Source organism: uncultured Campylobacter sp. (assembly GCF_937890585.1).
Lineage (GTDB): Bacteria > Campylobacterota > Campylobacteria > Campylobacterales > Campylobacteraceae > Campylobacter_A.
This window is the reverse complement of sequence record NZ_CALACG010000111.1, coordinates 1-6,528: the sequence shown is the minus strand read 5'-3', so window position 1 is coordinate 6,528 and position 6,528 is coordinate 1. Positions and strand designations below refer to the sequence as shown.

Sequence of the window (6,528 nt, the reverse complement as noted above, 5' to 3'; positions counted from 1 at the left end):
AATTAATAGCGCAGCTTTCCAGCCGATCGTGTTACTTATTACTTTATTTAAAAATCTAAACGTATTTGTAAATACTTGCCCCAGCTTCAAAATCCACTTAAAGACATTAGTTAATCCCTTTACGACCAGCGCTTTATTAGCTTTTAGAAAGTTGTTAAAACCTTTTAGACTTTGATTAACGACTGGGATTAATTTTATCGCTGTTTGGGTTACGATTGATTGCACCGCCGTCTTTGTTTTTTGCAGTTGATCTTGGTACTCTTTTGCTTGATCTATTTCGTTTTGGGTGATATTAAATAGTCTATCTTTTTTCTTTGCTAGTTCCTCGATATTTTGCAAAGGCACGGTTAAATAATTTGCTATTAGCCCACTAGCCGCCGTTGCTGCTGCACCTATTAGCATAAATTTACTTCTTATATTGCTTAGCTCTTGTTTTAGTCCAATAGCTGGCTTTTTCTCGGTTAGTTTCTTAGTCTCTTTCGCTGCTTCTTTTGCTTTTTCGCCGACCTTTTCCTCTGCTTCTGCCACTTCATGGAAATTAGTAGTGAGTTCCTCAGCTTGCCCTTTCGCTTCCTCGCACCACTCTACGCCTTTATTTTTGGCTTGCTCTAATTTCGCTATTAGCTCGGCATTTCTTTCCATACCAGCTTTTACGGCGTCGCTTATGGGCTGGGCTGTTTGTTTAGCAATATTAGAGATATTTTTTAGCCCTTGCTCTATCTGCTTTATCTTGCCACTATCAACATCAAATCCGATTTTATAAAGAAATTCGTCTAATAGCACTATATATCCTTTTAGGGGCATATTAGAATAAATTTTAATAATAGGTTCGGCTTGTACTTAATTAAATAAAATTATGATATACATAATTATTAAGCATAAAATAAGGCATTTTAGTATATAATTATCTTATCAAAAGGGAAATAAAAAGCCTTTTTGATAACAAAAACTCAAGGAGGAAATATGAAAGTATTTCTGAAAGGGTTAAAAGAGTTGCTAGAAGCGTTAGCGGCACTTCTAGCGATAATAGAAATCCTTAAAGGGTGGCTCTAAGCCACCCCCTTGAGTTTGATTATAAAACACTACACTTTACAAGGAGCTTAAGATGGATATTGTTTTTAAGGTAGCTCAATTAGTGGTTTGTATAGCCCTAATCTATGAAATGTGGCAAAACAAAAAATTAACAAAACGCATAAAAGAGTTAGAAAATGCAAAAAAATAAAACGCCAAAGCGTAAAGACTTTGTAGAGATTTTTGGTATTCCCTACGCCACGTTAAACGACTGGGCTAAATCAGGGGAGAATAACTGGCGCTTTAAGTTACTTGATTTTTTGAGTAATTTAACTTTTGACGAAATAGAAATAATAAAAAATAGAAGTAAAAAAATAGAGGGCTAAGCCTTATTGTTTTTCTAAGGCTCGGCGCTCCTCGTTTAATAGTTCGATAATAACCTCGTGCATTGCTATTGCGTCCTCTAGGTCGTAAATAGTGCGTAGGTCGTTTAGCGTGGCATAACCTTTTATGATAGGTAGCCACACCAAATAATCTATATCAAACTCGCTTTTTATGCCTTGTTTAGGTAGGCTGTTATACCCGTTAAGGATTTTGCCCCAGCGGGTAAGAAGTCTAAAAAATGGTATTTTAACCCCTCTAAAATAAGCTGTGCGTAGTCACCTCTGTTGGCATTAAAATGCGTTTCTGCTTGGCTAACATTTCTTAATAGTATTTCGCCACCCTCTGCATTTATCACACTAGCGTATTTTAAAATAAAATTTTCTACGCCACTAAACGCCGCACTACCTATATTAGCTATTATTTGCCCTACGTCGATATTTACGTCCTCGCCTTGCATTTTGATAGCGTCTTTGGCTAGCCCTAAAAGGCTTTGTAGCTGCGTTTTGGTTTCAAAAAAATTAGCACTTCTTAAAACGTACTTATTTTCGTTTATCATTAGCTCGTATGTTTGCATTAGTTACCAGCTCCATTTTCTAAGCGTTTGCTTATTCTTTCAAAGGCAATTTTAAACTCGGTTGGGTTGTGAGCATCGCCCCTTTTTAATCCGCCGTCATTTACGAAAAAGCCATTTAGCCCACTTAGCTCATCGCCGTTTAGCGTGTCCTTAAACTCCATTGTCATAGGGCTAAAACTTTTAAACTCTGTACGCTGTTGATTATAAAGGTCTTGTAAAAATTTACAATCCTCGCTATGTTGTAGAAGTTTTAGGGTTAGCGTGCCACTTTGGTTGCAACTACCCGTAAAAACACCCCTACCGCTAGCGCCTATTGTATAAGCTCCTGCATCGGCTGCGTTTTCTATGCTTATTACGTCGCTTCCGTCTGCATAAGCGGTTATTTCATAGCCGTTTAGTAATAAAACGATCGTATCGTGTTGGTATCTTGCCATTTTAACCCCTTATCTGTTGTAATTAATTAAAATATCTACGCTGTGTATTGCACCAGCTAGCTTAATAGCCACATTAATAGGCACTGACTTTCTAGCCTCGCGATCTGCTTGTAGTTGCTCGGTATAGCTAGGGCTATAAACGTAGTAACCTAAATCCAAATAATCGCCACTTTCTAGTGTGCCGACTGGATCACCACGCCACTGCCCTGGAGCGATAAAGCCGTTTTTAACAAATTGCTCGCAAACTTGCTTAACCGCCGCTATTAGCCTTACTTGTCCCTTATCGGTTTGCGGCACTTTCTTAGCACCTTTTAGCACGTTGAATACGGCTATTTGTGTGCGGTTGTTAAACGCATCCAGCCCTATGGTTTCGTCTATAAATTTACCGCCTAATGCTACGCCCTCAGCTATCATACTTACGCCGTCATAATCGGTATAGTAATTTGCGCCTAGTTTGTCGCATTTTTCGGCTAAATTTAGCGTGATCGTTTCATCGGTGCCGGCGGTTTTTAGGTTTTTAAATTTCATTGTTTGGGCTGTATTGCTGCCATCCCAATTAGTGCTTAATGCTTTTGCTAATAATTCAGCGCCTGCGTGTTCGTCGCCAGTGTTGTTATATGTTGCAAAAAAGCGACCGCTGTCTTTGTCGGCTATCTTTTTAATTACGTTTGTTTTTACGCTTTCTAGCTGTGCCGCGCGCGTGATTGTATAGCCCGCTACGCTAGGGTTTTGCGCCGATGTGATCCACTCGTTAAGCTCCGCTACTTCCTCATCTGCCAAAATAGCTGACGAATAAACGCCGTAAAAGCCTTGTGTTGCGTTGAATAATTTATCTAACGCCTCGCTTAGGCTCTCTTTTTTCTGCGTTACGCTGTCTTTGCCTACGTAAATATCACTTTTCCCGCTAACTAGGTTTAAAAGCACACCTACAAAGTCGCCGCTGTCGGCTTTTTCAAAATAGCCTAGCCTTGTGTTATCATTTTTGCCAGCCGTTGCCGCTCTAATTATAAAGCGGTTGCCCTCTGCGTCATATACCGCCTTTAGTCCGTCTTTGCTAATTGCTGCTGTTAGTTTTGTTGCCACTGCATCAAAATCTACACACGAGCTAAAATCCAAATTTGTATAAACTTTATCCGCGCCGCCTACGTTGAGCTTAAAGCTTCCGCTTGTGATAGCCTTTAATTTATTAATGCCTACGTTAAGCGCAGAGCCTCTTAATTCATTAGCTGCTGCTTGTGTTGTCTTGTTCTCTTTTACCCACTTAGCAACGATCGCCTTTTTAACACCACTTACGCTAAAAATAGCTTTGGCGGCTTTTGTTGCTCTGCTCTCACTGCCAAAATTTAATGCGGCGTCATTTGCACTAGCGATACTTACAAATCTTGTATTTACATCATCGAAAGCCTCGCACCAATCATCGCTTAAAATAGCTATTACACTAAAATCTCTATTTTTTGCGATCTGCCCTTGTTCGTTTAGCTGGATATTTACTATCCTTTTTATCGTTAAACTCATCTATTTACCTTTATGCCAAAATCTGCCGTTTTTATCTCGGCTGTCTTTATCTCATTTTGAGACACTTCCACTCTATTGATATAACTTAGCGTCAAATCTATACTAGCTCGCTCCTCTACGCCACCACCTACTATTTGGCTTAAGTTCCTAATAGGACTAATCGTTACTAATCCTAACCCTAAAATTTTAAGCTCCTTTAAACACTCACTAGAGTAAAAAAGGGTGTTTAATTTTTCGATTATGAAGTTCGCATTTTTGCCAAAAGCATTTACGCTAACTACGGCTTCACGTGTTGAAGTGATAACCTCTTTCTCGCCCTCGATAAATTTATATTCTCGCCCTTTTTGCGTGCTAGTTAATAAATACAATGTTAAATAAGCCGTCTTATCGTTTAGAGCCTTGGAGTAGCTATCACGCACTAGGCTTTCATCTACGTTCAAAGCATTGGCTATCAAAACTTTCAAGCCCGTCAAATCTAACGCCTGCAAAGTTTTTGTATCCATATTCGCTCCAATCCTGCATATTGATAATGCGATAATTTACGCCCTTGTAAGTGATTACGTCTTGCAAATTTAGGTTAAATTTTGTATCTATCCTAATCGCTTCTTTGTATCTTTCCCCCTCTGGCAACCTTTGCATTTCGTCATTGCTTAAAAACTGCACCACCGCCTTAAACTCGTCATCGCCTCTTTTGATAACTTGACAAAAATCGCTATCCTCTATTAGCTCGCTAACGTTTATCATTTTCGCACCTCGTAAGTGATAGAATTTAGCAACTGCCCCGTATCAATTAGGGGTTTTGAGCTTTTTTTACGTTTAATCGTGGCTGGTTTTAAAGCTGGGCTTATGCCGTTAGTTACTGCCTCTTTGCTTATCCCCTTAGCTTCCTCGCCTATTACTCCAAGCGCCTCTGCTGCTGACATTTCGCCTGCAATAAATTTCCCTATTGCGTTTTTTGCCAAATTAGCCACCGCTTCGGCATTGTTTATCAAAGGCTTACGCAAAAATGAGCGCTCTGGGATATTGTGCGCTGGGCTACCAAACTCGTGGATCATAGCTAGGTCTGCGTTGGTTAGCTCGTCGCTTCTAGCGTTGCTTTTTGCGGTTACGCCTACCACCACGCTAAGCCCCATAATCTCGGTTATCTTGCCCTCTAGTTTTTCGATCATCTAACTAGCCCAAAATGTGGAGTTACTAGCTTTTTAAGCTCTAGGTAGCGTTGTCCGTATTTTGTTAAATAGTAGCTTCCGCTTTCGCTCTCAAAGCCCGTCTTTCCACTTGTATAGCTTACGCTTAGGCTGCCTACGGCTTTACTACCTATTTCACGCAATGGCTGAGGGCTAGTTGTCGCTTCTGCGCTTAAAGCCCCCTGCATTGCCAAAATATGAGCCGCTAAGTGTAAAACGCCGACCTCGTAAAAACGTCCCCAAATTTTCTCGGTAACTTGTAGCTTTGCCTCGTCTAAGCTTAGCTCTATGCGTGCTTCATCTACCGCTTGAAACTCGGGGAATTTATTTAAAAAATCGGCTACCGTCATAATTAAGCCTTGTAATTTACGTAAGCCACTTTGTCAAGCTGGCGGATTAATGTGCCCGTAAATTTAGCTTTAACGGCGATTTCCCAGCTTAGCACGCTTCTTTGAAATGGTTGCATTGCTGTCGGCGATAAAGCCCAATCAGTGCTTAGCACGTCCTCGCTCTTTGTATATACAACGGCTCGGTTTTTGCCCTTGCCACCACCTATGCCTTGCGCAAAGCCTAAAGGTATGCCAACGATATTAACATCGACACCTGTGCTTTGCGATAGTGCCTCTTTAATAGCGGTTAGTGCATTTATGCCACCATTTACCGCACCAATAGAGTTGTCATATTTGCTAGCTAGTGCCATAAGGTCTTTACTATCGATTGCTATCGTATTAGGGATTAATAGACCGCCATTTTGCTCGTAGCCAAACTCAATTAGCGACAAGAAAAACGCTCTAGCTTCTGCACCAGTCATTGCACTAATAGCCGCGCCAGCTGTTAAATCTTTTGCTTTTACGCTAGTGTTGTTTAACAAGCCTTGCACCGCTGGCAATTTAGTGTGACCGACAAGCGCTGTTTTTTGCATTGTCAAAAGCGCTACACGCTCAAGGTTGCTAAGCTTTGCCGTATCTAGCTCAATATCTAGCCTTTTAGCCCTAGCTACTGCTTCACTAGTATAGACCGCTGACTTAGCCCAGCTTAGGTATAAGCCTTTTTTGGCTGTGATGTTTAAATCCTCGGTTTCTAGTGATGTAGTGTTCTCGTCAATTAAGCCGTTTTCTAAATCTTGAGTACCCTCGATCTCGCCGTAGTCTAATGCGTCAATGCTCTCATCGCCCTTTTGTGTGATAGGCACAAAATTAGCTAGTTGTACTTCTGGATATTCACGCTCTTTAAAGCCCTCGTTAAAACTAGCCGCTGCCGACGCAAGCTGGCTTAAAATTTCCTCGTCTCTTAGTTTCATATTATTCCTTTCTCATTAGTTTTACAAGATTGCCGCTTACTTCGGTAACGTAAAATTTGTCTTTAGCTGCTGTTGCTGCTAGCGTTGCTGCTTTAGCTACTTTGCCAGCGTCTGCACCTGCTG

General features: G+C 40.8%; 11 protein-coding genes. 1 reads left to right on the top strand and 10 read right to left on the bottom strand.

The genetic code is table 11. The annotated features are described in order from the left end of the window. Positions 1-783, bottom strand: a 783-nt coding sequence (locus Q0296_RS03165) for a hypothetical protein (RefSeq protein WP_298036451.1), incomplete at its 3' end; no start/stop codon positions are given. 425 nt (positions 784-1,208) lie between these two features. Between Q0296_RS03165 and Q0296_RS03160 the strand changes: the two genes are divergently transcribed. Beyond that, positions 1,209-1,397, top strand: a complete 189-nt coding sequence (locus Q0296_RS03160) for a hypothetical protein (RefSeq protein ID WP_298036449.1) — start codon at positions 1,209-1,211, stop codon at positions 1,395-1,397. A gap of 3 nt (positions 1,398-1,400) precedes the next feature. Here the strand turns inward: Q0296_RS03160 and Q0296_RS03155 are convergent, their stop codons facing one another. From Q0296_RS03155 to Q0296_RS03115, 9 genes are read right to left on the bottom strand one after another with little or no spacing between them, the layout of a single operon-like run. Then, positions 1,401-1,538, bottom strand: coding sequence for a hypothetical protein (locus tag Q0296_RS03155; protein WP_162141877.1), 138 nt, complete (start codon positions 1,536-1,538; stop codon positions 1,401-1,403). 26 nt (positions 1,539-1,564) lie between these two features. Further along, on the bottom strand, positions 1,565-1,969 hold the full coding sequence (locus Q0296_RS03150) for a putative phage tail assembly chaperone (RefSeq protein WP_298036444.1): 405 nt from the start codon (positions 1,967-1,969) through the stop codon (positions 1,565-1,567). Beyond that, positions 1,969-2,403 carry a phage protein gene (locus Q0296_RS03145; RefSeq protein ID WP_103598310.1) on the bottom strand — a complete coding sequence of 145 codons (435 nt, stop codon included), beginning with the start codon at positions 2,401-2,403 and terminating at the stop codon, positions 1,969-1,971. The genes Q0296_RS03150 and Q0296_RS03145 overlap by 1 nt, the downstream gene beginning before the upstream one ends. Positions 2,404-2,412: 9 nt before the next feature. After that, entirely contained in the window at positions 2,413-3,918 is a 1,506-nt protein-coding gene (locus tag Q0296_RS03140) for a DUF3383 domain-containing protein (RefSeq protein WP_298036438.1), read from the bottom strand. Then, positions 3,915-4,358, bottom strand: a complete 444-nt coding sequence (locus Q0296_RS03135) for a hypothetical protein (protein WP_298036436.1) — start codon at positions 4,356-4,358, stop codon at positions 3,915-3,917. The genes Q0296_RS03140 and Q0296_RS03135 overlap by 4 nt, the downstream gene beginning before the upstream one ends. Continuing rightward, positions 4,345-4,662, bottom strand: coding sequence for a hypothetical protein (locus tag Q0296_RS03130; RefSeq protein ID WP_298036433.1), 318 nt, complete (start codon positions 4,660-4,662; stop codon positions 4,345-4,347). The genes Q0296_RS03135 and Q0296_RS03130 overlap by 14 nt, the downstream gene beginning before the upstream one ends. Next, on the bottom strand, positions 4,659-5,087 hold the full coding sequence (locus tag Q0296_RS03125; protein ID WP_298036430.1) for a hypothetical protein: 429 nt from the start codon (positions 5,085-5,087) through the stop codon (positions 4,659-4,661). Before Q0296_RS03125 ends, Q0296_RS03130 begins: the two co-directional genes overlap by 4 nt. Continuing rightward, positions 5,084-5,455: a DUF4054 domain-containing protein gene (locus Q0296_RS03120; RefSeq protein WP_298036425.1), complete on the bottom strand. Its 372-nt coding sequence runs from the start codon at positions 5,453-5,455 to the stop codon at positions 5,084-5,086. Before Q0296_RS03120 ends, Q0296_RS03125 begins: the two co-directional genes overlap by 4 nt. Positions 5,456-5,457: 2 nt before the next feature. Next, positions 5,458-6,405, bottom strand: a complete 948-nt coding sequence (locus Q0296_RS03115; protein WP_298036423.1) for a major capsid family protein — start codon at positions 6,403-6,405, stop codon at positions 5,458-5,460. Positions 6,406-6,528: the final 123 nt, after the last annotated feature.

Coding starts and splice junctions, on each gene's coding strand:
- Q0296_RS03160 (WP_298036449.1), top strand. CDS start 1,209: ATGCAAAAAAATAAAACGCCAAAGCGTAAAGACTTTGTAGAGATTTTT.
- Q0296_RS03150 (WP_298036444.1), bottom strand. CDS start 1,969: ATGCAAACATACGAGCTAATGATAAACGAAAATAAGTACGTTTTAAGA.
- Q0296_RS03145 (WP_103598310.1), bottom strand. CDS start 2,403: ATGGCAAGATACCAACACGATACGATCGTTTTATTACTAAACGGCTAT.
- Q0296_RS03140 (WP_298036438.1), bottom strand. CDS start 3,918: ATGAGTTTAACGATAAAAAGGATAGTAAATATCCAGCTAAACGAACAA.
- Q0296_RS03130 (WP_298036433.1), bottom strand. CDS start 4,662: ATGATAAACGTTAGCGAGCTAATAGAGGATAGCGATTTTTGTCAAGTT.
- Q0296_RS03125 (WP_298036430.1), bottom strand. CDS start 5,087: ATGATCGAAAAACTAGAGGGCAAGATAACCGAGATTATGGGGCTTAGC.
- Q0296_RS03120 (WP_298036425.1), bottom strand. CDS start 5,455: ATGACGGTAGCCGATTTTTTAAATAAATTCCCCGAGTTTCAAGCGGTA.
- Q0296_RS03115 (WP_298036423.1), bottom strand. CDS start 6,405: ATGAAACTAAGAGACGAGGAAATTTTAAGCCAGCTTGCGTCGGCAGCG.